Below are 24,041 nucleotides of genomic sequence, written 5' to 3'. Positions count from 1 at the left end.
CGTCCGGGCGGCTTCGGCGGTCGTCCCGGTGGCGGCGGTCGCGGTCGCGGCGGCACGGCGGGCGCTTCGGGCGTCCCGGCGGTCGTCCCGGGCGTGCCCGCAAGTCCAAGAAGCAGCGGCGTCAGGAGTTCAACGACCTCCAGGCCCCGTCGTTCGGCGGCGTCAAGATCCCGAGCGGCAACAACCAGGTCATCCGTCTGTCCCGCGGCGCCTCGCTGTCCGACTTCGGTGACAAGATCGACGTCAACCCGGCGTCGCTGGTCCAGGTGATGATGCACCTGGGCGAGATGGTCACCGCGACCCAGTCGTTGCCGGACGAGACCCTTCAGCTGCTCGGCGAGGAGCTGAAGTACACGGTCGAGGTCGTCAGCCCCGAGGACGAGGACCGCGAGCTCCTGGAGTCCTTCTCCATCGAGTACGGAGAGGACGAGGGCGACGACGAGGACCTGCGTCCGCGTCCGCCGGTGGTCACCGTCATGGGTCACGTCGACCACGGTAAGACCCGACTGCTGGACACGATCCGCAAGACCAACGTCGTCAGCGGCGAGGCCGGCGGCATCACCCAGCACATCGGCGCCTACCAGGTCTCGACCCACGTGGACGACGAGGAACGGAAGATCACCTTCATCGACACCCCGGGCCACGAGGCGTTCACCGCCATGCGTGCCCGAGGCGCGAAGGTCACCGACATCGCCGTGCTGGTGGTGGCGGCCGACGACGGCGTCAAGCCGCAGACGGCCGAGGCCATCGACCACGCCAAGGCGGCCGAGGTGCCGATCGTCGTCGCGGTCAACAAGATCGACGTCGAGGGCGCCGACCCGCAGCGGGTCCGCGCGCAGCTGACCGAGTACGGCCTGGTGGCCGAGGAGTACGGCGGCGACGTCCAGTTCGTGGACATCTCCGCGCTCAAGGGCGAGAACATCGACGCCCTGCTCGAATCGATCGTGCTGACGTCCGACGCGGCCCTGGAGCTCCAGGCCAACCCGGACATGGACGCGCAGGGTCTGGCCATCGAGGCCTACCTGGACCGCGGTCGCGGTTCCATGGCCACGGTGCTGGTCCAGCGCGGCACGCTGAACGTCGGCGACTCGATCGTGTGCGGCGACGCCTACGGTCGCGTCCGCGCCATGCTCGACGAGTACGGCCAGAACGTGCAGAGCGCCGAGCCGTCCCGTCCGGTCCAGGTGCTGGGTCTGACCAACGTGCCCAGCGCCGGTGACAGCTTCCTGGTCGTCAAGGACGACCGGGTGGCGCGGCAGATCGCCCAGCAGCGTGAGGCGCGCGAGCGCTTCGCCCAGCAGGCGCGTTCGGCCCGTCGCGTCACCATGGAGACCTGGCAGGACCACCTCAAGGAGGGCGAGCGCTCCGAGCTGCTCCTCCTCATCAAGGGTGACATGTCCGGTTCGGTCGAGGCGCTGGAGGAGTCGCTGCTCAAGATCGACGCCGGCGGCGACGAGGTCAGCATCCGGGTCATCGGGCGCGGTGTCGGCGCCATCACGCAGAACGACATCAACCTGGCGGCCTCCGCGGACGCGATCATCATCGGCTTCAACGTTCGGCCCGAGGGCAAGAACAGCGAGCTCGCCGACCGCATGGGCGTCGACATCCGGTACTACTCGGTGATCTACCAGGCCATCGACGAGGTCGAGGCCGCGGTCAAGGGTCTCCTCAAGCCGGTGTACGAGGAGGTCCAGCTCGGCAGCGCCGAGATCCGCGAGGTCTTCAAGGTGCCGAGGATCGGCAACATCGCCGGTTCGATCGTCCGCAACGGCCTCATCCGCCGTAACTCCAAGGCGCGGCTCATCCGCGACGGTGTGGTCATCTCCGACAACCTCACCGTGGACTCGCTGCGCAGGTTCAAGGACGACGCCACCGAGGTCCGCGAGGGCTTCGAGTGCGGTATCGGCGTCGGTTACAACGACATCCGCATCGAGGACGTCATCGAGACCTACGAGATGCAGGAGAAGCCCCGCGACTAGCACGCGGTGCCGCTCCGCGGGGCCCCGGCCGAGCGGCCGGGGCCCTGCCTTTGGCGGTTCACTCCCATCGGAGGTGATCACTTGTACATTGGGGCGCTGACCCTGGACGTCCTTCTCGGGGACGTCCACTCGCTCAAGGAGAAGCGTTCGGTGGTGCGCCCGGTCATCGCCGACCTGCGCCGCAAGTTCCTGGTGGCGGTCTCCGAGGCCGGGGAGCACGACCTGTACCGGCGCACGAAGATCGGTGTCGCCGTGGTCGCGCCGAGCGCCGCGCACGTGCGGGAGCTGATGGACGCCTGTGAACGCTTCGTCGCGGCCCGCCCCGAACTGGAGCTGCTGTCCGCCAGGCAGCGGCTCTTCAACGAAGAGGAAGACTGACCATGGTTGACGCCGCACGCGCGCGGAAGATCGCCGACCGCATCCAGCGCGTCGTCGCCGAGATGCTGGACCGGCGGATCAAGGACCCCCGACTGGGGTTCGTCACGGTGACCGACGCCCGGATCACCGCCGATCTGCGGGACGCCACGGTGTACTACACGGTGTTCGGCACGCCGGAGGAGAAGGCGGGCACCTCGGCCGCCCTGGAGAGCGCCAAGGGCGTGATCCGCAGCGAGGTGGGCCGCCAGACCGGTATCCGGCACACGCCGAGCCTGACCTTCGTCGTGGACGAGGTGCAGGAGAACGCCCAGCACATCGAGGAGCTGCTGGCCAGGGCGCGCCAGTCCGACGAGGAGGTGGCCCAGCGGGCCACCGGCGCCGGCACGCGGGGGAGGCGGACCCGTACAGGGCTCCCCGCCCCGAGGACGAGGACGAGTAGCGTCCGATCAGCACGGCGGCGGCGCGGGCGTGCCGCCGCCCCGGTTTCTTCCGAGGAGATCCATGGCCGAGAGCGGCGTCGTGGTCGTCGACAAGCCCGCGGACTGGACGTCGCACGACGTGGTCGCCAAGATGCGGGGCCTGGCGCGGACGCGCAGGGTGGGCCACGCGGGAACGCTCGACCCGATGGCGACCGGGGTCCTGGTGCTGGGCATCGAGAAGGGCACCAGACTCCTGGGCCACCTGACCCTCACGGAGAAGACCTACGAGGCGACGATCCGGCTGGGTCTGACGACCGACACCGACGACGCCGAGGGGGAGCCCGGCGCGCGGGTGGACGCGTCGAGCGTCGGCGACGACGCCGTGCGCGCGGCCGTCGCGCGGCTGACCGGTCGGATCCAGCAGGTCCCACCGCGGGTCAGCGCGATCAAGGTGGACGGGAAGCGGGCGTACGAGTCGGCCCGGGAGGGCAAGGAGGTCGCCCTCAGGCGCGTGAGGTGACGGTCGCGGAGTTCGCGGTCTCCGACATCCGCCGGGCGGCCGACGCGGGCGGGACGTTCGTGGACGTGGACGCCGTCGTCACGTGCTCCAGCGGCACCTACATCCGGTCCCTGGCCCGCGACATGGGGGAGGACCTGGGAGTGGGCGGCCACCTGACCGCGCTGCGCCGCACCCGGGTGGGGCCCTACGACCTGTCGCGGGCGCGCACCCTCGACCAGTTGGCGGCGGAGTTCACGCAGGTCCCGCTGGACCAGGCGGTGGCGGCGTCGTTCCCGGTGCGGACGCTGTCGGCGGAGGAGACGAAGCGGATCCGCCACGGCAACCGGATCGACCCGAGCGCTCCGGGACCGGGGACGGTGGGGCTGTTCGCGCCGGACGGCCGTGTGGTGGCGCTGGGGGAGAACCGGCGCGACCACATGAAGCCGGTGGTGGTCTTCGACCCGGCGTAGCCGTTGGTTGGCGAGAATCATGTACATGGGCAGGGCTTGCTGGCTAGAATCATGTACATGATGACGCTGCCGCTGGCTGAAGCCAGAAACAACCTGTCCAAGATCATCGACGACATTGAGAGAACTCACGACTCGGTCACCATCACGCGCAACGGAAAGCCGTCGGCTGTGGTGATCTCAGTGGACGACTATGAGTCCATGCGGGAGACCTTCGCGTTGCTGGAGGATGACGAGGACCGCGCTCGCCTGGCGCGAGCGAAGGAGGAGTACGCCACTGGAGACGTCGTGACCGGTGATGAGATGGCCGCCATCATGCGTGAGCGGGTACGGCGGGAGTCTGGGACTTGAGTGATCGGTACGAAGTCATCCTGACGAGGACCGCTCGCCGTGCGCTTTCGGACGTACTGCCTTTCAAGGTGGCCTCAGCCGCGTGGGAGCTGATCGACGGTGACCTCAGGGCCGCGCCTCGACGAGTGGGGAAGCCGCTGAACGCTCCGTACGAAGGCGACTGGGTGGCGCGTCGTGCCACCTACCGCATCCGATACGCCATAGACGACGACAAGCACGCGGTCGTCGTCTTCGATATCCGAGGGCGAGCTGACGCCTTCCACTATTCGGGTGGGCACTGATCCCGAGGGATTTCGGCAGAGGCCGCTGTCGGGCATTCTGCTGTGACTCCTTGCTCAGCATGGGCTCGACGGATGGTGTCACGGACCGCTTGAATCCGCTCCTCACTGACCGGTCCGTTCACCGCTTCCATAGCGGCGAAGAGCTCGGCGAGGCGGACTTGTGCGAGTTTGTTCCTGGCAGTGGCCGTGACGTCATCCGCGAGCTTTTCCAGGTTTGCCTTGTCCACATCACGTAACGTAGCGGTGGCGGGATCGCGATGAGGGTGTTTCCACGGAAGTCAGCTCGAAGGAGCCACTTCCGCCAGGAACGCGCCGAGGACCTCGGTCAGCTCGTCCGGGCGCTCCACGGACGGCAGGTGGCCCACGTCGGGCAGCTCCACCAACCGGGCCCCCAGGATTCCCTCGGCGTAGACGTCGGACACCTCCTGGATCTCCGGGACGTCATGACCCCCCTTGACCACCAGGTCGGGGCCCCGATCTCCGCGAGGCGGCCCTCGGCGGGCGGCTCCGGCGACCGGGTCGTGGTCGGCGGTCCGCTCCACATCCGGTGGAAGGTCGTCCGGTACATCCCGAGCATCCGCTCCCACGCGGGCGCGGGTAGGTCCTGCGGGCTTCGCGCGGGACCCACGGCGACGAACCGCGCCTGCGCCTCCGCCATCGCGGCCACGTCCGCAGGGTCGGGGTCGGCACGCCCCTCCCGGTACCGGGTCAGGCGCTCAGGGGGCACCGCCCGGGCCATCGCCTGGGCCGCCGCCTCGGTGAACCCCGCCGGCCACGCCCGGCCGGTCATGCCCGCGCAGACCAGGGCCAGAGCACTGACGCGCTCCGGTGCGACCAGGGCCGCGTCCACCGCGTGCCCGCCGCCCATCGACGCGCCCACCAGGGCGGCCCGCTCGATGTCCAGCGCGTCCATCAGCGCCAGGAGGTCCTCGTGGTGCGCGACCGGCCCCTCCGCGTCGTCCGAGTCGCCGTACCCGCGCCGGTCGTAGCGCACCACCCGGAACCGGGCGGACAGGGCCGTGAACTGGTGGTCCCACATCGCGCGGCCCGCGACCGCGGCGTGCACGAGGACGACGGGCGGGCCCTCGCCCGCCTCGTCGTAGCCCAGGGTGGTCGTTCCGATGGTGATTCTCGCCATGCCGGTACGCTACGGGGGCGTCGTTGGCGGTCCAACCCCCTTCTGCGGCGGGCAGAGCGGCGCCGTGCGTGCACGGAGCGGGGACCGGCATGGCACCCTTGTTCCCGAGCGTCGCGCGCCGCCCACGAAGCGCGCGCGGCCGAACGCCTACGGTTCGGAAGGGGAGTCCTCAGGTGGGGCGATGGGATGGACTGGGGGACGTTCCCCCGGGGTGGGGCCGGTCCGTGGTGGCGATCGGTGTCTTCGACGGCGTGCACCGCGGTCACCAGGCCATCATCGCGACCGCGGTGCGCCGGGCGCGCGAGCTCGGGCTCCCCGTGGTGGTGGTCACGTTCGACCCCCATCCCGAGGCGGTCCTGCGCGGAGTCACGCCGCCCGTGCTCACCCCGCTGGACCGGCGGGTGGAGCTGTTGGAGGACCACGGCGCCGACGAGGTGTGCGTCCTGCCGTTCACGCAGGGGCTCTCGGCGTTGAGCGCGCAGGAGTTCGTCCAGAGCGTCCTGGTCGACCGGTTGCGCGCCGCCGCCGTGGTGGTGGGCGAGGACTTCCGCTTCGGGCACCGCGCGGCCGGGGACGTGGCCGCGCTGACCGAGCTGGGGCACAAGCACGACTTCACCGCCGACGGCGTGCGCCTGGTCGCCGACGGCGACACCATCACCTCCACGCGTGTGCGCGCCCTCCTGGCCGAGGGCGCGGTGGCCCCGGCCGCCGTCCTGCTCGGCCGTCCGCACCGGGTCGAGGGCGAGGTCGTGCACGGCGCGGCCCGCGGTCGCGAACTGCTGGGTTTCCCCACCGCCAACATGGACCTCACCCCGTACGCGGCCGTCCCCGGCGACGGCGTGTACGCGGGCTGGCTCAGCCACGTCGCCCCCGTCGCGGGGCGCGAGTCGCGGTGGCCGGCGGCGATCTCGGTCGGCACCAACCCCACGTTCGACGGCGCGGAGCGGACGGTGGAGGCCTACGCGCTGGACCGCGACGACCTGGAGCTCTACGGAGCGCACATGGCCGTGGAGTTCACCGAGCACATCCGGGGACAGGAGCGCTTCGACCGGCTGGACGACCTCATCGTGGCCATGCGCCGTGACGTCGACCGCTGCCGCGAGATCCTGTCCGCGTGACCGGGGAGCCGCCCGCTCGCACCAAGGGGCTTTCACCTCGCGGTTTACGGTAGGCTGGGCGGCGTCCACGTGTGCCCCGCGGTCCGGCCCCCTCCGGGGCCCGAACTCCGGGGATCGCGTCGTGTCCACGACCCGTCGTGGACCGCGCCCGACCACACGCGACGGTGACTGTTCGTACGCGCGGTCACCGCGTCTGATCCCGGCCCTTCGAGCCGGGCACGTCCCGCGTACCGACAACGGAGAAACGGAGCGCTGTGTCGATCGACGCCGCCACCAAGGAAAAGATCATCGCCGAGTACGCCACCTCCGAGGGTGACACCGGCTCCCCTGAGGTCCAGATCGCGCTGCTCACGCACCGCATCACCGAGCTCACCGAGCACCTCAAGGGCCACAAGCACGACCACCACAGCCGTCGTGGCCTGCTCCTGATGGTCGGCCGCCGCCGCCGTCTGCTCAAGTACGTCGCGAAGCAGGACATCACCCGCTACCGCTCGCTGATCGAGCGCCTGGGTCTGCGCCGCTAGGTGGCTCGTGGGAGTGGCTTCGGCCGCTCCCGCTTTGTTAGTAAGGTGTGACACGCGTGCGGAGCGGTCCGGCACGCGTGGAGCACGACAACTTCACAGAGACAGACCCGCGATCCCCACCCTCGGCCGCAGAGTCGAGGCCGGTCCTCGGTAGTGGTCCCCGGACGCCCCCGCGATGGGTTCCGTGGACTTCGATCGATGACCGGCCGTCATCAACTCCGGGGCACGGACGCGGGCGAAGACATCAGCGCGCCGCGGGCACCGACCCGCCCGGCGCGCCCCGAGAACGTGTAGTAGGAGGTCGCCCATGGAGGGCGTGTACTCGGCCGAGGCCGTGATCGACAACGGTCGCTTCGGCACCCGCACCATCCGCTTCGAGACCGGTCGGCTGGCCCGCCAGGCCGCCGGTTCCGCGACGGTCTACCTGGACGACGAGACCGTCGTCCTGTCGGCCACCACCGCCTCGAAGCGACCCAAGGAGAACCTCGACTTCTTCCCCCTGACGGTGGACGTCGAGGAGCGCATGTACGCGGCGGGCCGCATCCCCGGCTCGTTCTTCCGGCGTGAGGGCCGTCCCTCCGAGGACGCCATCCTCACCTGCCGCCTGATCGACCGGCCGCTGCGCCCGTCGTTCAAGAAGGGCCTGCGCAACGAGATCCAGGTCGTCGAGACGATCCTGGCCCTGCACCCCGACCACCTGTACGACGTCGTCGCGATCAACGCGGCCTCGATGTCCACGCAGATCTCCGGCGTGCCCTTCTCCGGCCCGATCGGCGGCGTGCGCGTCGCCCTGATCGACGGCCAGTGGGTGGCTTCCCCACCCACTCCGAGCTGGAGAACGCCACCTTCGACATGGTCGTCGCCGGTCGTGTCCTGGAGGACGGCGACGTCGCGATCATGATGGTCGAGGCGGAGTCGACGCCGCGCACCCTCAAGCTGGTCGCCGAGGGCGCCGTCGGCCCGAACGAGCAGACGGTGGCCGAGGGCCTTGAGGCCGCCAAGCCCTTCATCAAGGTCCTGTGCCGCGCCCAGGCCGCCGTGGCCGAGAAGGGCAGCCGCGAGGTCGCCGAGTTCCCGATCTTCCTGGACTACGAGGACGACGCCTACGAGGCCGTCGACTCCGCCGTCCGCGAGGACCTGGCCAAGGCGTTGACCATCGCCGACAAGCAGGAGCGCGAGGCCGAGCTCGACCGCGTCAAGGCCGTCGCGGCCGAGAAGGCCGGAGAGGCCTTCGAGGGGCGCGAGAAGGAGGTCGGCGCCGCCTTCCGCTCGCTGTCCAAGCAGCTCATGCGCGAGCGCGTGCTGCGGGACAAGGTCCGCATCGACGGCCGCGGCCCCAAGGACATCCGTTCGCTGAGCGCCGAGGTCGGCGTCCTGCCGCGGGTGCACGGCTCGGCCCTCTTCGAGCGCGGTGAGACCCAGATCCTGGGCGTCACCACGCTCAACATGTTGCGCATGGAGCAGATGGTTGACACGCTCAACCCGGAGAAGACCAAGCGCTACATGCACAACTACAACTTCCCGCCCTACTCCACCGGTGAGACCGGCCGGGTGGGCTCGCCCAAGCGACGCGAGATCGGGCACGGCGCGCTCGCCGAGCGGGCCCTGATCCCGGTCCTGCCCTCGCGCGAGGAGTTCCCCTACGCCATCCGGCAGGTGTCCGAGGCGCTGGGCTCGAACGGCTCCACCTCGATGGGCTCGGTCTGCGCGTCCACCATGTCCCTCATGGCGGCCGGTGTGCCGCTCAAGGAGATGGTCTCCGGCATCGCCATGGGTCTGATCAGCGAGGGCGACGAGTTCGTCACGCTGACCGACATCCTGGGCGCCGAGGACGCGTTCGGCGACATGGACTTCAAGGTCGCCGGTACCCGCGAGCTCATCACCGCGCTCCAGTTGGACACCAAGCTCGACGGCATCCCCGCCGGACAGCTGGCCCTCGCGCTTCAGCAGGCCCGCGGCGCCCGCCTGGCCATCCTCGACGTGATGCAGGAGGCCATCGAGCGTCCGGCCGAGATGAGCCCGAACGCTCCGCGCATCCTCACCGTCAAGGTCCCGGTGGACAAGATCGGCGAGGTCATCGGCCCCAAGGGCAAGATGATCAACTCGATCCAGGACGACACCGGCGCCGAGATCACCATCGAGGACGACGGCACGATCTACATCGGCGCCACCGACGGCCCCTCCGCCGAGGCCGCGCGGGACACGATCAACCAGATCGCCAACCCGACGATGCCCGAGGTCGGCGACCGTTACCTGGGCACGGTCGTCAAGACGACCACCTTCGGCGCGTTCGTGTCGCTGCTGCCCGGCAAGGACGGCCTGCTGCACATCTCGCAGATCCGCAAGCTGCACGGCGGCAAGCGGATCGAGAACCTCGACGACGTGATCAGCATCGGCGAGAAGATCCAGGTCGAGATCCGTGAGATCGACGACCGCGGCAAGTTGTCGCTGGTCCCGGTCGAGGTGGTCGAGGCCGAGACCGCCGCGAGCACCGAGGAGCCCGACGCGGACTCCGGCGACGAGAAGCCGGCGGCCACGTCCGCCGACAAGGGCGGGGACGCTCCGCGCCGCCGTCGCCGCCGCTCCTCCAGCCGCTCAGAGAACACCTGATCGGCGGGGCGAAGCGTAAAATCAGCTGATGGGGGCGGTCACACCGGTGGTGTGGCCGCCCCCACCCCGTATGCTCTGCTGGACCGGCGGGGCGCGCCGCCCACGGACCGGCCCAGCGCACCAACGACGCGAGGAAGAAGGTTTCATGAGCTCTGTCCCCATCGCCGCCGAGCAGGAGCCGGACACCACCGTCACGCTGCTGGAGCCCGCACGCGGGTCCGGCCTCGTGCGGCGGACCGTGCTGCCCGGTGGTCTGCGGGTGGTCACCGAGGACGTCCCCGGCGGGCGGTCCGCGGCCTTCGGGATCTCCGCGACCACGGGGTCGCGCGACGAGGACGCGGCGCACGCGGGGTCGGCGCACTTCCTCGAACACCTGCTCTTCAAGGGGACCCGGACGCGTTCGGCGATGGAGATCTCCGCGCTGTTGGACGGGGTGGGCGCCGACCACAACGCCTACACCACCAAGGAGCACACCTGCTACTACGCCAAGGTGCTCGACCGCGACCTTCCGCTGGCCGTCGACGTCGTCGGCGACATGGTCGCCAACTCGGTGCTCGACGAGGGCGAGGTGGAGACCGAGCGCGGTGTGATCCTGGAGGAGATCGCCATGTACGAGGACGAGCCCGCCGACCTGGTGGACGACGTCTTCGCCGCGCACTTCTTCGGGGACAGCCCGCTGGGTCGGCCGATCCTCGGCACGATCGACACGATCCGAGCCCTGCCCCGCGAGCGCATCCTCGAACAGTACCGTTCCGCCTACGTGCCCGGTGAGCTGGTGGTGACCGCCGCCGGAAGCCTCGACCACGACGAGGTGGTGCAACGGGTCCGGGAGATGTTCGCCGACCAACTCGACGTCGCCGGGGACGCCCGCCCGGCGCGCCCGCGCCTGAGCGGCGGCCCGGTGACGACGTTCGGCGGCACCGTGGTGGAGACGCGTGAGACCGAGCAGGCGCACATCATCCTGGGATCGGAGGGCCTGCCCCGGACTGACCAGCGCTGGCACGCGCTGCGCCTGCTCAGCGCGGCGCTCGGCGGGGGCATGTCGTCCCGCCTGTTCCAGGAGGTGCGCGAGAAGCGCGGCCTGGCCTACGCCGTGCACGCCTACCACACGGCTACGCCGACACTGGGACCTTCCAGATCTACGCGGGCTGCCTGCCGGAGAAGGCCGACGAGGTCATCGGCGTGTGCCGGGACGAACTGGCGAAGGTGGCGGCGGTCGGCATCACCGCCGAGGAGCTCACCCGGGCCAAGGGCCAGATCCAGGGCACGTGGGTGCTGGGCAACGAGGGCACCAACGCGCGGATGGGCCGCCTGCTCGGGCATGAGCTCAACCACCCGCGCCACCTGTCGATCGACGAGGACCTCGCGCTGTTCGACGCGGTGACCGATCGGGACGTGGCCGAGGTCGCCGCCGACCTGCTCGCGCGTCCGCGCGCCCTCGCCGTCATCGGCCCCTACGCCGGGGACCGTCGCTTCTAGCCACGCGGAGCGGCGGGCCCGGGGAAGCACGGTTCGGGCGCCGCTGCGCGCGCAGCGGCGCCGTTTTCACCCCTCCAACAGGCTCTGGCCGACGTATCCGCCCTCCGCGCAGCCCGGCGGCACGGCGAACACCGCCGACCCCACGGCCGTGACCCACTGGTTGAGTAGGTCGAGTTCGTCCAGCTGGCGCTGGATGGGTACGAACTGGCGCAGCGGGTCGGCCTGGTAGGAGGCGAAGAGCAGTCCGGCTTCACCCGTCACGCCGTCGCGCAGGTCGTAGTTGTAGCCGCGGCGAAAGATTCGCTCGTCAGGGTCGCCCGTCCGGGCCCGCCGCACGTGGGCGAACGACGGGATGACGGTCAGACCGTCGGGCCCGGTGGCCTCCAGATCGACCTCGTCGTGCTCGTTCTCGCCGGTCAGCGGCGCGCCGTTGTCCAGACGGCGCCCCACGACCGCTTCGCGGGCGGGCCGGTCGATCTCGTCCCAGGTGTCCAGGTCGGTGGCGATCCGGCGCAGGACGAGGCTGGTGCCCCCGGCCATCCAGTGGGGGCCGCCCTCGCCCCAGACGAGGTGGTCGAAGTCCTCCGTGCCCGGGGCCGGGTTGGCGGTGCCGTCCACCTGGCCCATGAGGTTGCGCATCGTGGTGCCGTCTGGTTGGGAGCCGTGGGCGCGCCGGAACCCGCTCTGGGACCAGCGGGGCCGACTGAACGGCCGGGCGTCCCGGAGCAGCATCCGCACCGTGTGTGAGACGGTGACCGGGTCGTCCGCGCAGACCTGGACGAGCAGGTCGGCTTCGCCCCACTCCGGGCTCAGGTCGTCCTGCTCGAATTTCGGCAGCGGACCGAGCCAGTCGGGCACGGCGTCGGGGTTCACCCGTTCGACCAGGCCCCGCCCGAACCCGAAGGTGGCGGTCAGGCGGGCCGGGAGTTCGGCCAGTTCGGGCTCGGTGTCGGTGAGCGCGGGAACGCCCTGGGTGAGGCGCGCGGCGTTGTCGCTGAGGATGACCATGAGCCGCCGCACCGCGTCCGCGTCCGCGCCGTCGTCCAGGTCCAGTGCGACGAACGTGGCGTGCGACTGCGGCGGTGTCTCCACGCCGGCCTGGCGCCGACCGTGGAACGGCACGGTGCGGTCGCCGTGCAGGGGCGCCGACTCCGATCCGGGAGCCGGTTCGGCCCCCCCGACCAGCCGGTGCGCCGCGGTGGCCCCAGCCGCGCCGATGCCCGCGGCGCCGAGTCCGGCCGCGCCGCCGAGGAGTAGTCCCCGGCGGCTCATCCCGCCGCCGCCCGCCCCGCTGTCGTGTGCCGCGTCCTCGGAATCGTGGTCGGCCATCACTCGTCCCCGTAGCCGTCGCCGGAGTCGCCACCGTCCTCGCCCGAGCCGTCGCCCTGGCCGGAGTGGTCGCCCTCCATGTCGCCCATGTCGTGCTCCTCGCCTCCCTCGGAGCCGCCCTCGTACTCCTCGTTGGCGCCGGTGTAGGGGCGGATGGGCGCGTCAAAGGATGCGGTCGATCCGTCCGCGAACTCCACGGTGACGGTGAGTTCGTTCCCGGCCGCCAGGTCCCGGGTCAGCTGCATGAGCATGATGTGGTACCCGCCGGGCTCCAGGGTGTAGGTCTCGCCCGCCGGGATGACGAAGCCGCCCTCGACCTCGGTCATCGTCGTGTCGGTCCCCTCCATGGCGACCTCGTGCAGTTCGACCGTGTCCGCGCCGTCGGCCGTGGCGGAGACGATGGTCATCTCGGATGCGGAGGTGTTGGCGATCTCCCCGAAGACGCCGGTCATCCCCTCGTCCTGGGTGACCGCCTTGACCCAGGGGTCGGTGATCTCGAAGCCGTCGGCCGCCGTCGCCTCCGCGGCGGCCTGCTCGGCCTGCGCCTCCTCCGGTTCGGCGGAGCCGCCTCCGCACGCGGAGAGGGCGAGGGCGAACAGGGCCGCCGCCGTGGCGGAGCGGGTGGTGCGCTGGTGCATCGGATGACTCCCGTGTCGGGCCGCGGACGCGGCCGTTCACCGTGACAGTCGCTCCGGAGCGGCGCCCGGTTCCCGGCGTTCTCAGCGTCGCCTGCGGCGTCGGATCTCGATCGGGGTCGGCGCGGCGGCGTTGGCCGCCCCGTGCACGGTGACCTCCAGCAGCCCCTCGCCGTATCCGGCCTCGACGTCCTCGTCCTCGACGTCCTCGGGGAGGGCGATGTCGCGGCGGAAGGCGCCCATGTACCGCTCGGAGGAGTAGTAGACGACGTCGCCCTCGTCGCGGCGGCGCCGCCCGCTGATGGTGAGGACGTTCTGGCTGAGGCTGACCACGACGTCCTCCTCGTAGACTCCGGGGATCTCGCAGCGGATCACCAGGTCGTCGCCGTGCGCGAGGATGTCGGTGGGTGGGCTCCACGCGTCGGCGAAGCCCCGCTCGCGTTCTCCGGCGTGGCTGATCTCGCTTGAGGACATCGTCTCGGAGATGCGGTTCATCTCGGTGATCATGTCCATGACCCCGTGGAACGGGTTGCGCGTCCTCTTGCGTGTCACGGCCGCCTCCTGCTGGTCTCGGTCTGTCTGCGGTCCACGTGGGTCACTCCTCCCGAGGGCGCGGCGCCGTGGCGCGGTCCCGGTCGGTGGGCCCGGTCTGACCGTGCTGCGGCTCCTCGGCCAGTGCCCTGCCCAGGCCCCACAGCATGAACAGCAGGATCACGGCGAAGGGAAGACCGGTCACGACGGAGGCGGCCTGGAGGGCGGCCAGGGCGTCGGAGCCGCCCAGGACGAGCAGGACGAGGGTGACGGCCCCCTCGGAGATCGCCCAGAAGGCGCGCTGTGCCCGGACCGGGTGGAGGTCGCCGCCGTTGGTCAGCGTGTCGACCACCAGGGAGCCGGAGTCTGACGAGGTGATGAAGAAGATCGTGACCACCAGGATGAGCAGGAGCGCGATCGCGTCGCCGAACACGGGCGAGAACGTGAACATCACGTCGATGAGGCGGAACGCGCGCTGTTCCTCCGGCAGGTCGGACAGTCCGCCGCCCTCGAAGAGCTCGTAGAACAGGCCTGAGCCGCCGAACACGCCGAACCACAGGATGGACACGATGACCGGCGCGAACAGCGCGCCGACGACGAACTCGCGGATGGTGCGGCCATAGGAGATCCGGGCGAGGAAGACGCCGACGAAGGGCGCCCAGGAGATCCACCACCCCCAGTAGAAGATGCTCCACGTCGTGGTCCACCGGGCCGCCTGGGGGTCGGCGAGCGGGCTGGGGAAGGACAGGCTGAGGGGGATGAGGGCGGTCAGGTACTCGCCGGCCGCGGTGGTCATGGTGCTGATCATCCACAGCTTGGGACCGAACAGGAACACCACGATGAGCAGCAGGAACGCCAGCCACAGGTTGATGACGGACAGGCGGCGGATGCCCTTGTCGATGCCGGCGAGCACGCTGAGCAGCGCGGTGCCGGTGATGACGACGATGATGGCCGCCTGCACGTGCTGGTTGACGGGCACGCCGAACACGTAGTCGAGTCCGCCGTTGATCTGGAGGGTCCCCAGCCCCAGGGACGTGGCCAGGCCGAAGAGCGTGCCGAACACCGCGAGGACGTCGACGAGGTTGCCGGGCCAGCCGAACGCGCGGTCGCCGAGCAGCGGGTAGAGGGCCGAGGCCGGGCGCAGGGGAAGGCCCTTGCGGAACGCGAAGTAGCTCAGTGAGAGCCCGAGCGCGATGTAGATGGCCCAAGGGTGGAAGCTCCAGTGGAAGAAGCTCAGCGCGAGTGCCTCGTCGGCGGCCTCCGCCGGGGGCGCCTCCCCCTCGGGGACGAGGAAGTCGGCGTTCCTCGGCCAGGTCAGGTGGTGGATGGGTTCGGACACGCCCCAGAACACCAGGCCGATGCCCATGCCGGTGGTGAAGAGCATCGCGAACCACGCCAGGGTGCCGAACTCGGGGCGGGCGTCGTCCGGGCCGAGGCGGATCCGGCCGAACCGGCTGAGCATGAGGTAGACGGCCAGGACCAGGAAGAAGGTGGTCGCCAGGACGTAGAGCCAGCCGAGTTCGCTCCCGATCCAGTCGCGTGTGGCCGTGGCCGCGTGCAGCAACGGGCCGGTGGCGAACACGCCGCCGACGACGAAGGCGATGATCACGGCCCCGGACACGAAGAAGACCGCGGGGTTCGTGTGCTCCCGTATGTGGTCGCGCAGGGTTGAGATGGTGACTCCTCCCCAGCCCCGGAGGGTCGGCTGCCCTGCCGGCCGGGACGGCGGTGTCCGGGGTCGAATGGCGTCCGTGCGGACGGCCGGTGTATTCCGGATGTTAGGGGAGGTCCGGGTGGGTGCCTGAGTGGCGCGATCCGGGAGTTTCGGGAACCATTCCCGACGAAAGGGAGCGGAGCGGGGTCAGAGCGGCTGGCCCGGCAGGGCGGCGTAGGTCTCGGTGAGGCGGTCGACGAGCACCGATCGCGGCAGGTGGACGCCGTCGATCTCGGTCACCGGGCGCACCCCGGTCGTGGCGTTGGTGGTGAACGCGCCCGCCATCCGGGTGCAGGCCGCGGCGGCGACGGGCCGGGTGGAGACCGGGATCCCCAGGTCGACGGCGGCCCGCTCGACCAGTTGGGCGGTCACGCCCGGAAGGCACGGGGCCTGCGGCCACACCAGCCCGTCGTCGTCCAGGAAGCCGATGTTCCAGGTGGGCCCCTCCGAGACGCGGCCGTCCGTGCCGGTGAACAGGGCGTCGTCGTACCCGTCGAGTTGGGCGGACCGCCGGTGGCGGATCGAGCCGAACAGGCCCGTGCCTTGACCTGGGGCAGGTCCCGGGTGAACGGCCGGGTGGTGACGAGGACCTGGGGCAGCGCGCGGCCGGCCGGACGGCCCAGGTCCAGGTCCGGGTCGAAGACGGTCACGCGCACGACGCGGGGGGAGGGATGGGCGCGGGCGGTGCGGCGGACGAGTTCGAGGACGCGGGGCAGGTCCAGTTCCGTGCCGAAGAGGGTGCGGCAGTCGCGGGTGAGCCGTTCGGTGTGCAGATCCAGGCCGCGGACGCGCAGGTCCGCGACGAGCATGGTGGTGAAGTGGCCGTATCCGCACAGGGCGAGTCCGGCGAGTTCCCCGGTGCTGACGGGGTGTCCGTTCAGTTCCATGTCGTCCTCATCCTGGCAGTGGGGGACCTGTGTCACCGGAGTTTCCCGCACGTGCGGCGGGGAGGTCAGGCCGGGGGGCGGGGAGCGCGCACCACGCCGTCGAGGGTCGCGTCGAGCCGGTCCAGCCAGTCGACGATGACGGCCAGTTCGTCTTCGGAGTAATCCTCGTGCAGCCGCGTCATGGCGTCGCGCATGCCCGGTGACGAGGCCGCGGCGAGGCGCTCGGCGCCCTCGGCGAGCTGTACCGCGACCTTGCGGCGGTCCTCGGGGTGGCGGGTGCGTTCCACGAGACCGCGCTCCTCCAGCCGGTCCAGGACTCCGGTGACCGAGCCCGTGGACAGGCACAGGCTGTCGGCGATCTCCCCCGGGGTGAGCGTGCCGGACACCCGCAGCAGCGTGTAGCACTGGAAGTCCGTCGGGTTCATGCCGCTGACGGTCGCCATCCGGTGCAGGAGGCGCACCAGACCGACCGCGAGTCGCTGCCCGCCGTCCTGGAGGGCGTCGTAGAGGTCGTCCCGCGACCGGGTGTCGGGTCCGCCGGAGGGCGAGGCCGGCGCCGTTTCCATGGAGCTCCCGGCGGGTCGGTGACCGGCTGGTCCGGTCCTACCCAGAAGTCTAGGCGGATGCGCGCACCGGGCTCGGAGCGGTGAGGGTTCCGGCCGACACGCCGGGAGGACGCCGTCGTCGGCCCGTGCGCGACACGGGGCGCGTGCGGGGCGCGGGGCGCGTCAAGGGGTGCGGTCGCGACCTCCTGGTCAGCGTGGTGCGCGCCCGCCCGCACGGAAGCGTTCGGGCTCCGCGCCGGCCGGGTGCGACCGGCGGGGACGGGGAACACCGAGGGTGAGGCGCGCCGAGGACCCGGGAGAGAGTTCGGTCGAGCGGCGCCACCGGGCGTGCGGGGGGACGTGGGCATCGTGCGCATACTCGTGACCGGGGCCAGCGGGTACGTGGGGGGTCGGCTGGTGCCCCGTCTGCTTGACGCGGGCCATGAGGTCCGGTGCCTGGCGCGGAGTCCCGGCAAGCTCCGGGACCACCCCTGGCGCGACCGGGTCGAGGTGGTGCGCGGGGACGTGCTCGACGGGACCGGCCTGGCCGAGGCGCTGGCCGGAGTGGACACCGCCTACTACCTTGTGCACGCGATGTCGGGCGGTCGCGGGTTCGTGGGCCAGGACGCGCGTGGCGCCCGCACCTTCGCCCGTGCCGCCGAGGACGCGGGCGTCGGCCGTGTGGTCTACCTCGGGGGCTTGGCGCCGCGCGGGGTGGAACTCTCGCCGCACATGTCCTCGCGGTCGGAGGTCGGCGAGATCCTGCTGGCCTCCTCCGTGCCCGCGGTGGTCCTGCGGGCCGCGGTGATCATCGGCTCGGGTTCGGCCTCCTTCGAGATGCTGCGGCACCTGACCGAGCGCCTGCCGGTCATGACGACGCCCCGGTGGGTGCGCAGCAGGGTTCAGCCCATCGCCGTGCGCGACGTGCTGCGTCTGCTCGTGGAGTCGGCGCAGCTGCCGGAGGGGACCAACCGCACCTTCGACATCGGTGGCCCGGAGGTGCTCACCTACGCGGAGATGATCCAGAGGTTCGCGGCGATCGCCGGGATCCGCCGACGGTGCATTCTCCCGCTGCCGCTGCTGTCGCCGGGACTGTCCAGTCACTGGGTGGGGCTCGTGACGCCGGTCCCGGCGTCCATCGCGCGCCCCCTGGTCGAGTCGCTGCGCCACGACGCGGTGATGGGCGAGGACGACCTGTCCGACCTGCTCGACGACCACGAGCGGCTGCGTTTCGACGACGCGGTGCGGTTGGCGCTGCTCAGGGTGTGCGAGGGGCGCGTGGACACGCGATGGTCGTCGGCGGCCTGGCCGACCGCTCCGTCGGACCCCCTGCCCACCGACCCCGACTGGACGGGCGGCAGCCTGTACACGGACGAGCGTTGGCAGGTCGTGGACGCCTCTGCCGATCGACTGTGGTCGGTCATCGAGGGCATCGGCGGTGAGCGGGGCTGGTACTCGTGGCCGTTGGCCTGGGCGGCGCGCGGGTGGATCGACCTCGCGGTCGGCGGTGTCGGCTTCCGCCGGGGCCGCAGGGACCCCGCCCGCCTGCGTGCCGGTGACTCGGTCGACTTCTGGAGGGTGGAGGACATCGTTCCCGGTCGGCTGCTCCGGCTGCGCGCGGAGATGCGGTTGCCCGGTCCGGCGTGGCTGGAACTGGGCGTCGAGCGGGACGGCGGCCGCACGGTCTACCGGCAACGGGCGCTCTTCCACCCCCGCGGGCTGCTCGGGCACCTGTACTGGGTCGTGGTCACACCGTTCCACGGTCTGATGTTCGGTTCGATGGCGCGCAACATCGCGCGCCGGGCCGAGAGGGAGGCCTGACGGGCGTCTCCCGCCCTTGGCGGGGGCCGGGAGGCTGGGGTCGTCGGCGAGCGTGTTAATCTCTTGGCACAAATTAGCTCGAAATCCAAGATAGTTGTTTTCAGAGCTATTCGCGTCGACGTGGAGGCAGGTGCTGCGATGACACGGAACACCGGGCGCCGGAGCGGATACCCGGACTGCTGGCGGCCGTGTCGGTGGTGGCGTGGATCGTCGGCGCGGGCCCCTCGGCTCGCTGCTCGGCGCTCTGGGCGAGGTCCAGACCAACGACCAGAGCGCCTTCCTGCCGATCGGCGCGGAGTCGACCCGGGCCGCGGAACTGGCGCGCGACTTCGACCGCGGCGACGGCGTACCCGCGATCGTGGTCTTCTCCGCCGCGCGGGACGTGGACGCCGACGACCTGGCGGCGCTCTCCCGGGTCGCCGAGGACCTCGCCGACCGGTCGTGGGTCGGCGGGGCTGTCATCGGACCCCTCCCCGGGACGGAGGACGCCTCCGTCGCCCAGATCATCGTTCCGATCGACTCCGGCGCCGACACCGGCGAGGCCGTCGCGCAGCTCAGGGACGTGCTCGCGGACGACCCCGTGCCCGGACTCCAACCCCAGGTCACCGGACCGGCCGGGTTCGCCGCTGACCTGTCCGCGGCCTTCGCCGGCATCGACACGAGCCTGCTCCTGGTCGCCCTCGCCGCGGTCCTGGTCATCCTGGTCGCCGTCTACCGCTCGCCCCTGCTCCCCGTCGTGGTGATCGTGGCCGCGCTCCTCGCCCTGGCGCTGTCCGGAGCGCTCGTGTACGCCGCCGCCGACGCGGGCCTGATCACCCTCAACGGTCAGAGCCAGGGCATCCTCTTCATCCTCGTGGTCGGGGCCTGTACCGACTACGCCCTGCTCCTGGTCGCCCGTCACCGCGAGGAGCTGGCGGCACGGAGCACCGCGGCCGAGGCCGTCGCCGCCGCCCTGCGCGGCGTGGTCGGCCCGGTCCTGGCCTCCGCGGGGACCGTGGTCCTGGGCGTGCTCTGCCTCCTCGCCGCCGACCTCGCCTCGTCTCGCGGGCTGGGCCCCGTCGTCGCAGTCGGGATCGGCGCGGCCGTCCTGGCGGCGCTGACGTTCCTTCCCGCAGCCCTGCTCCTCCTCGGCCGAGCAGCGTTCTGGCCGTTCGCCCCGGGCCGGGCGCGGGACGCCGCCCGGCGGCGTCCCGACGATGTCCGGGCCGGCCACCCCGCCTGGGGCGCGGTGGCCGCCTCGGTCGGACGCCGTCCCCGCGCCTACTGGACCGGCACCGCCGTCCTCCTCCTGGCAGCCGCGGCGCTCGCCCCCCAGTTCGACGCCACCGGAAGCTCCCAGGCCGAGATCTTCCGGACCCAGGTCGAGGCGGTCGACGGCCAGGAGACCCTGACCCGCGGCTTCGGAGCCGACTCCACGGCCGTTCCGGCTCTGGTCGTCGCCGACGCGGACCACACCGACGCCGTCATCGCGGCGGCTGAGGGGCTCACCGGCGTGAGTGGCGCCGAGCCCGTCCGCCAACCGGGCCCTCCGGGCCAGGAGGGCGCCCCGATCACCGAGGACGGCCGCGTCCTGGTCGAAGCCGTGCTCGCGCACCCGCCGGAGTCCGCCGAGGCCGTGGACACCGTGCGGGAACTGCGCGGGGCACTGGCCGAGATCGACGGAGCCGACGCGGTGGTCGGCGGCGCCGCGGCGACCGCCCTGGACACCCGCGACGTCGCCAAACGCGATTTCGCGGTCGTGGTCCCGCTCGTCCTCGCGGTGGTCTTCCTCGTCCTCATCCCGCTCCTGCGCTCGCTGGTGGCGCCCCTGCTGCTCCTGGCGGTCAACGTGCTGTCCTTCGCGGCCGTCCTGGGCGTGGGCGCCCTGGTCTTCGACCGCGTGCTGGGCCTGCCCTCCGCCGATCCCGTGGTGCCCCTGTTCGCCTTCGTCTTCCTGGTGGCGTTGGGGATCGACTACAGCATCTTCCTCATGTCCCGGGCGCGGGAGGAGACTCTCGTCCACGGCCACCGGGCGGGTGTGCTGCGCGCCCTCGCCGTGACCGGCGGCGTCATCACGTCGGCGGGGGTCGTGCTGGCGGCGACCTTCGCCGCGCTGGCGGTCATCCCGCTGCTGTTCCTGTTCCAGCTGGCGTTCCTGGTGGCCTTCGGCGTCCTCGTGGACACGCTGCTGGTGCGCTCGCTGCTGGTCCCCGCGCTCGCGCTGGAGCTGGGGGAGCGGACCTGGTGGCCGGGGCGTGCGGGCAGGGGCGGCGCGGGCCCCGGACTCCCCTCGGACGGTCGGGAGCGGACGGATCGGGCCGCCGTCGCGGACGTGCGCTGAGCGGGTTCCGCCCCGTCGTGGGCGCCGGGGCGGGCGGCGTCATCGGCCGTCCGCCCTCCGCTCCATCGCGGTGAACGCGGTGACCAGCTGTTCCTCGGAGGTGTCCAGGTAGCGGGACAGCTCGACGGCGGCGGTGTCGGCGTCGCGTTCGGTCAGCCGCTGGTGGATCCGCCGGTTCCAGTCCAGGTACGGGGCGTGGAACTGCTCTGGCGCGTTCATCACGTGGAAGACCAAACGGGTCTCGGCCAGCACCTGGCTCATGAACTCGTTGATCCGCGCGCTGCCCGCCAGCCCCGCCAGTGCCCGGTGGAAGTGCATGTTGGCCGTGCCCATCGCCCACCAGTCGGCCTGCGCGCGCGCCGCCTGGCCCTCGGCCACGGCGGAGCCTACGGCGGCGACCGCCCGGTCGCAGGCGTCTCGTGCCCCCCGGACGGCGGGGATCTCCAACGTCCGGCGCGCGCTGAACAGGTCGCGGACGTCCTCACTGGTCGGGCGGTTGACGAAGACGCCGCGGTGCATCTGGTGCACCAGGAGCCGTTCGCGTGACAGGAGGCGGAAGGCCTCGCGCAACGTGTTGCGGGAGACCCCGTACTTGCGGCTGAGCCGCTCCTCGGACAGGCGCGTTCCGGGGGCCAGGGCGCCGTCGATGACGAAGACCCGCAGCATGTCGGCGACCCGTTCGGCCTGGCTGGTCGCTGGGGCCAGGGCCTCCGGTGGCTCTGGGAGCCGGTCGATGAGGTCGTCCGTGGCCGTCACGTGGGCTCCTTCGAGGGGCGGGTTCGTCCCCTCCATGGTACGTACCGGCGGATTGTTTTTACTGACCGGGTCTTTACCGTCCTCGTTGGATTGAAGTATTGTTCAACAATCCCACAATGGTGTGGGTCACTTTTCCCCCTCCACACCCGGAGACACCCATGGACGACTCCTCCGCGCCCGCCAAGGTGCGCCCCCGCCCCGGACGCGTCGCACTCAACAGCGGCCTGCTCGGCGCCCTGTTCCTCATGGCCACCAGCGCCGTGGGGCCCGGCTTCATCACCCAGACTACGACCTTCACCGCCCAACTGGGCGCCACCTTCGCCTTCGCCATCCTGGTGTCGGTGCTGGTGGACATCGCCGTCCAGCTGAACATCTGGCGCGTGATCGGCGTCGCCGACATGCGCGCCCAGGACCTCGCCAACCGGGTGCTGCCCGGGGCGGGCTACCTGTTGGCGGCCCTCATCGTCTTCGGCGGCCTGGTGTTCAACGTCGGCAACCTCGCCGGCACGGGCCTGGGGCTGGAGGCCATGACCGGTCTCGACCCGCGCGTGGGCGCCGTCCTGTCCGCGGTCCTGGCGGTCGTCATCCTCGGCGTCGCGCGACTCGGCGTGGCCCTGGACCGGATCCTGGTCGTGCTGGGCGTCGCGATGATCGCGCTGACCCTGTACGTCGCGTTCGTGTCCCGCCCACCGGTCGGGGAGGCGTTGCGCCAGTCGGTCCTGCCCGACCAGCTCGGCAGCGACGTCTTCCTCGCCACCGTCACCATCATCGGCGGCACGGTCGGCGGCTACATCACCTACGCGGGCGCGCACCGCCTGGTCGAGCTGGGCAAGGGCGGGCGTGAGAACGTCTCCGCCATCACCCGCACGTCCGTCACCGGCATCATCGTCACCGGCGTCATGCGGGTCGTGCTCTTCCTCGCCGTCCTCGGCGTGGTCGCGGGCGGCGCCGCGATCGCCGACGCGGCCAACCCGGCGGCGGAGGCGTTCCGCGTGGCGGCGGGCGAGGTCGGCCTGCGGATGTTCGGCGTCATCTTCTGGGCCGCCGCCGTCAGCTCCGTGATCGGCGCATCCTACACCTCCGTCTCCTTCGTCACCACCTTCCACCCGGTGCTCACCCAGCGCCGAGGCCTGCTGGTCACCGTCTTCGTCGGCGTGTCACTGGCGGTCTTCCTGGTCGCCGGTCAGGCCCCCACCACATTGCTCGTCCTGGCGGGAGCGCTCAACGGCGCCATCCTGCCCATCGGCCTCGGCGTCATGCTCTATGCGGCCACCCGCCGCTCCCGGGACCTGCTCGGCGGCTACCGTTACCCGCGCTGGCTGCTCGCCATCGGATGGGCCGCCTGGGCGCTGACCCTGTACATGGCCTGGAACGCCCTCGGCGGCATCGCCGCGCTCCTGCAGTAGGCACACCCCGATCCCGGCCGTGCCCCGCCCGGCCCCGGCCACCGGGCACGGGCGGGGCACGACCCCTGAGGAGGACCCACGTTGCGCATCGACCTCAACTCCGATCTCGGCGAAGGCTACGGCCGCTGGGAACTGGGCGACGACCAGGCACTGCTGTCCATCGTGACCAGCGCCAACGTCGCCTGCGGCTTCCACGCGGGCGACCCGACCGTGCTGCGGCGCACCACCCGCGCCGCCGCCGAGCGCGGCGTGGCCGTCGGAGCGCACGTCGGATACCGCGACCTCGCCGGGTTCGGGCGCCGTTTCGTCGACATGCCGCCCGGCGAGCTGACCGACGACGTCCTCTACCAGCTGGGCGCCCTGTCCGCGTTCACCGGGTTGGCCGGTGAGCGCATCCGCTACGTCAAACCGCACGGCGCGCTGTACAACGCGATCGTGCACCACTCCGACCAGGCCGCCGCCGTGGTCGAGGCGGTCCGCTCCTTCGACCCCGGCCTCGCCGTGCTCGGACTGCCCGGCTCGGAGTTCCTCCGGTTGGCGCGGCAGGCCGGACTGCCCACCCGCCGCGAGGCCTTCGCCGACCGCGCCTACACCCCCGAGGGGACCCTGGTCTCCCGCCGCGAACCCGGCGCGGTCCTGCACGACCCCGACCAGATCGCCGAACGCTGTCTGCGCATCGCACTCGGCGAGCCGATCACCGCGGTCGACGGCAGCGAGATCCGAATCGAGGCGGACTCGCTCTGCGTGCACGGCGACAGCCCCGGCGCCGTGCAGATCGCCCGCACCGTCGCCGACAAGCTCAGGGCCGAGAGTGTCACCCTGGCCCCCTTCACCGACTGACTCTGGGAGGAACC

At 71.5% G+C, this 24,041-nt stretch carries 15 protein-coding genes and 6 pseudogenes; 13 read left to right on the top strand and 8 right to left on the bottom strand.

Features of this window, described 5'->3' with window-relative positions; genetic code table 11:
* From infB to BJF83_RS05240, 5 genes and pseudogenes are all read left to right on the top strand, one after another.
* Positions 1-1,979: pseudogene (gene infB, locus BJF83_RS05260) on the top strand (translation initiation factor IF-2); the annotation flags it as partial.
* 81 nt (positions 1,980-2,060) lie between these two features.
* Complete coding sequence (locus BJF83_RS05255; RefSeq protein WP_075925390.1) at positions 2,061-2,357, top strand: DUF503 domain-containing protein; 297 nt, start codon at positions 2,061-2,063, stop codon at positions 2,355-2,357.
* Between the two features lie 2 nt (positions 2,358-2,359).
* A pseudogene (gene rbfA / locus BJF83_RS05250) lies at positions 2,360-2,796 on the top strand (30S ribosome-binding factor RbfA).
* A gap of 62 nt (positions 2,797-2,858) precedes the next feature.
* Positions 2,859-3,745 (top strand): annotated as a pseudogene (gene truB / locus BJF83_RS05245) (tRNA pseudouridine(55) synthase TruB).
* A 57-nt stretch (positions 3,746-3,802) separates the two neighbouring features.
* Positions 3,803-4,093, top strand: coding sequence for a type II toxin-antitoxin system Phd/YefM family antitoxin (locus tag BJF83_RS05240; RefSeq protein ID WP_075925397.1), 291 nt, complete (start codon positions 3,803-3,805; stop codon positions 4,091-4,093).
* Between the two features lie 606 nt (positions 4,094-4,699).
* Here the strand turns inward: BJF83_RS05240 and BJF83_RS05230 are convergent.
* A complete protein-coding gene (locus tag BJF83_RS05230) occupies positions 4,700-5,512 on the bottom strand; it encodes an alpha/beta hydrolase (RefSeq protein ID WP_316042207.1) in 813 nt (270 codons plus the stop codon).
* Positions 5,513-5,685: 173 nt separating this feature from the next.
* On the opposite strand from BJF83_RS05230, the gene BJF83_RS05225 reads away from it, so the two are divergent.
* The 4 genes and pseudogenes from BJF83_RS05225 to BJF83_RS05210 all read left to right on the top strand — a co-directional run bounded on the left by BJF83_RS05225 (position 5,686) and on the right by BJF83_RS05210 (position 11,243).
* Positions 5,686-6,630 (top strand): bifunctional riboflavin kinase/FAD synthetase, encoded by a 945-nt coding sequence (locus tag BJF83_RS05225; protein WP_075925388.1) that lies wholly within the window; start codon positions 5,686-5,688, stop codon positions 6,628-6,630.
* Positions 6,631-6,884: 254 nt separating this feature from the next.
* Positions 6,885-7,154, top strand: coding sequence for a 30S ribosomal protein S15 (gene rpsO / locus BJF83_RS05220; protein ID WP_075925387.1), 270 nt, complete (start codon positions 6,885-6,887; stop codon positions 7,152-7,154).
* Between the two features lie 307 nt (positions 7,155-7,461).
* Positions 7,462-9,764: pseudogene (locus BJF83_RS05215) on the top strand (polyribonucleotide nucleotidyltransferase).
* Between the two features lie 145 nt (positions 9,765-9,909).
* Positions 9,910-11,243 (top strand): annotated as a pseudogene (locus BJF83_RS05210) (M16 family metallopeptidase).
* Positions 11,244-11,309: 66 nt separating this feature from the next.
* Here BJF83_RS05210 and BJF83_RS05205 read toward each other — a convergent pair.
* The 6 genes and pseudogenes from BJF83_RS05205 to BJF83_RS05175 all read right to left on the bottom strand — a co-directional run bounded on the left by BJF83_RS05205 (position 11,310) and on the right by BJF83_RS05175 (position 16,905).
* The gene (locus BJF83_RS05205; protein ID WP_187347091.1) at positions 11,310-12,572 is read right to left on the bottom strand and encodes a Dyp-type peroxidase; all 1,263 of its coding nucleotides are present in this window, start codon (positions 12,570-12,572) and stop codon (positions 11,310-11,312) included.
* Entirely contained in the window at positions 12,572-13,210 is a 639-nt protein-coding gene (locus tag BJF83_RS05200) for a copper chaperone PCu(A)C (protein ID WP_075925386.1), read from the bottom strand. The genes BJF83_RS05205 and BJF83_RS05200 overlap by 1 nt, the downstream gene beginning before the upstream one ends.
* Positions 13,211-13,291: 81 nt before the next feature.
* The gene (locus BJF83_RS05195; protein ID WP_075925385.1) at positions 13,292-13,759 is read right to left on the bottom strand and encodes an Hsp20/alpha crystallin family protein; all 468 of its coding nucleotides are present in this window, start codon (positions 13,757-13,759) and stop codon (positions 13,292-13,294) included.
* Positions 13,760-13,802: 43 nt separating this feature from the next.
* A complete protein-coding gene (locus tag BJF83_RS05190; protein WP_394329294.1) occupies positions 13,803-15,347 on the bottom strand; it encodes a BCCT family transporter in 1,545 nt (514 codons plus the stop codon).
* Positions 15,348-15,599: 252 nt separating this feature from the next.
* Positions 15,600-16,339: pseudogene (locus tag BJF83_RS05180) on the bottom strand (aminotransferase class IV family protein).
* Between the two features lie 65 nt (positions 16,340-16,404).
* Positions 16,405-16,905, bottom strand: a complete 501-nt coding sequence (locus BJF83_RS05175) for a MarR family winged helix-turn-helix transcriptional regulator (protein ID WP_075925382.1) — start codon at positions 16,903-16,905, stop codon at positions 16,405-16,407.
* 348 nt (positions 16,906-17,253) lie between these two features.
* Here BJF83_RS05175 and BJF83_RS05170 point away from each other — a divergent pair, with 348 nt between their 5' ends.
* The gene (locus BJF83_RS05170; protein ID WP_075925395.1) at positions 17,254-18,705 is read left to right on the top strand and encodes an SDR family oxidoreductase; all 1,452 of its coding nucleotides are present in this window, start codon (positions 17,254-17,256) and stop codon (positions 18,703-18,705) included.
* Positions 18,706-18,907: 202 nt separating this feature from the next.
* The gene (locus tag BJF83_RS05165) at positions 18,908-21,025 is read left to right on the top strand and encodes an MMPL family transporter (RefSeq protein ID WP_262391334.1); all 2,118 of its coding nucleotides are present in this window, start codon (positions 18,908-18,910) and stop codon (positions 21,023-21,025) included.
* Between the two features lie 39 nt (positions 21,026-21,064).
* Here the strand turns inward: BJF83_RS05165 and BJF83_RS05160 are convergent, their stop codons facing one another.
* The gene (locus BJF83_RS05160) at positions 21,065-21,781 is read right to left on the bottom strand and encodes a GntR family transcriptional regulator (protein WP_075925381.1); all 717 of its coding nucleotides are present in this window, start codon (positions 21,779-21,781) and stop codon (positions 21,065-21,067) included.
* Positions 21,782-21,939: 158 nt separating this feature from the next.
* On the opposite strand from BJF83_RS05160, the gene BJF83_RS05155 reads away from it, so the two are divergent.
* Positions 21,940-23,187 carry an NRAMP family divalent metal transporter gene (locus tag BJF83_RS05155; protein WP_075925380.1) on the top strand — a complete coding sequence of 416 codons (1,248 nt, stop codon included), beginning with the start codon at positions 21,940-21,942 and terminating at the stop codon, positions 23,185-23,187.
* 81 nt (positions 23,188-23,268) lie between these two features.
* Entirely contained in the window at positions 23,269-24,027 is a 759-nt protein-coding gene (locus tag BJF83_RS05150; protein WP_075925379.1) for a LamB/YcsF family protein, read from the top strand.
* Positions 24,028-24,041 lie beyond the last annotated feature (14 nt).

Source organism: Nocardiopsis sp. CNR-923, assembly GCF_001942255.1.
Taxonomy (GTDB): domain Bacteria; phylum Actinomycetota; class Actinomycetes; order Streptosporangiales; family Streptosporangiaceae; genus Nocardiopsis.
Note: the sequence above shows the minus strand (reverse complement) of the source record. Positions and strands in the feature narration are given on the sequence as shown.

Excerpts from the sequence above, each read along its gene's own strand:
- BJF83_RS05240 (WP_075925397.1), top strand. The coding sequence starts at position 3,803 with ATGATGACGCTGCCGCTGGCTGAAGCCAGAAACAACCTGTCCAAGATC.
- BJF83_RS05230 (WP_316042207.1), bottom strand. The coding sequence starts at position 5,512 with ATGGCGAGAATCACCATCGGAACGACCACCCTGGGCTACGACGAGGCG.
- BJF83_RS05205 (WP_187347091.1), bottom strand. The coding sequence starts at position 12,572 with ATGGCCGACCACGATTCCGAGGACGCGGCACACGACAGCGGGGCGGGC.
- BJF83_RS05200 (WP_075925386.1), bottom strand. The coding sequence starts at position 13,210 with ATGCACCAGCGCACCACCCGCTCCGCCACGGCGGCGGCCCTGTTCGCC.
- BJF83_RS05175 (WP_075925382.1), bottom strand. The coding sequence starts at position 16,905 with ATGGAAACGGCGCCGGCCTCGCCCTCCGGCGGACCCGACACCCGGTCG.
- BJF83_RS05155 (WP_075925380.1), top strand. The coding sequence starts at position 21,940 with ATGGACGACTCCTCCGCGCCCGCCAAGGTGCGCCCCCGCCCCGGACGC.